Below are 800 nucleotides of genomic sequence, written 5' to 3' on the forward strand. Positions count from 1 at the left end.
GTCCCAGGCAGGCGCCAGCCGGTGGGATCGGGACCTCCCGAGATCAGCCGGTTGGACACATAGTAGCGGTGACGCCGACCGGCCTTGATACTGTGCGTCGGGGTCAGCCGATCTCCGGTCTCGTCTCGCAGCTTGCCGGCCAGCAGTGCGGTGTCGGAACCGGTCTTCTTCTGGCCACGCCGGCGGGCTGCAGCCGATCGCAGTTTCTCCTGCACCCGTTCCCAGAGACCTTCATCGACGATCGCCGGATGCTGTCCGGGCCAGGCAAGGTTCTTGTGGCGGATCTTTCCGAGATAGACCGGGTTCACCAGAACGTGGTGGATCTGCCCCCGGCCAAGGCGGCCCCCGCCCTGGGATCGGCCCGACCGGAACTGGCGAAGCTTGGACCGCAATCCCATCTCCGCCGCCGATTTCTCCACCTCGATCATTCTGCCGTGCCGGTTGTAGAGGTCGAAGAGCGCCCGGACGGTCTCCGCTTCTGCCTCGTTGACGACCAGTTGCCGAACCTTTGGATCGGGATGGGGATCGTAGCCCAGCGGGCAGAGCCCACCCATCCAGAGCCCCTGCTTCTTGGAGGCGGCGATCTTGTCGCGGATGCGCTCGGCCGTCACCTCGCGTTCGAACTGGGCGAAGGAGAGCAGCACGTTAAGGGTAAGCCGCCCCATGGAAGAGGCGGTGTTGAAGGCCTGGGTGACGGAGACGAAGGAACAGCCAGAGGCGTCCAAGCGCTCGACGAGCTTGGCGAAATCGGCGAGCGACCGGGTGAGGCGGTCGATCTTGTAGACCACGACCATGCCGAT

Annotated in this window: 1 protein-coding gene; it reads right to left on the reverse strand. The window is 65.0% G+C overall.

The features are described from left to right. The coding region (locus EU800_RS26120) for a recombinase family protein (RefSeq protein WP_129636364.1) at positions 1-800 on the reverse strand (800 nt) is incomplete at both ends.

This window comes from Tropicimonas sp. IMCC6043, from assembly GCF_004146235.1.
Classification (GTDB): Bacteria; Pseudomonadota; Alphaproteobacteria; order Rhodobacterales; family Rhodobacteraceae; genus Tropicimonas.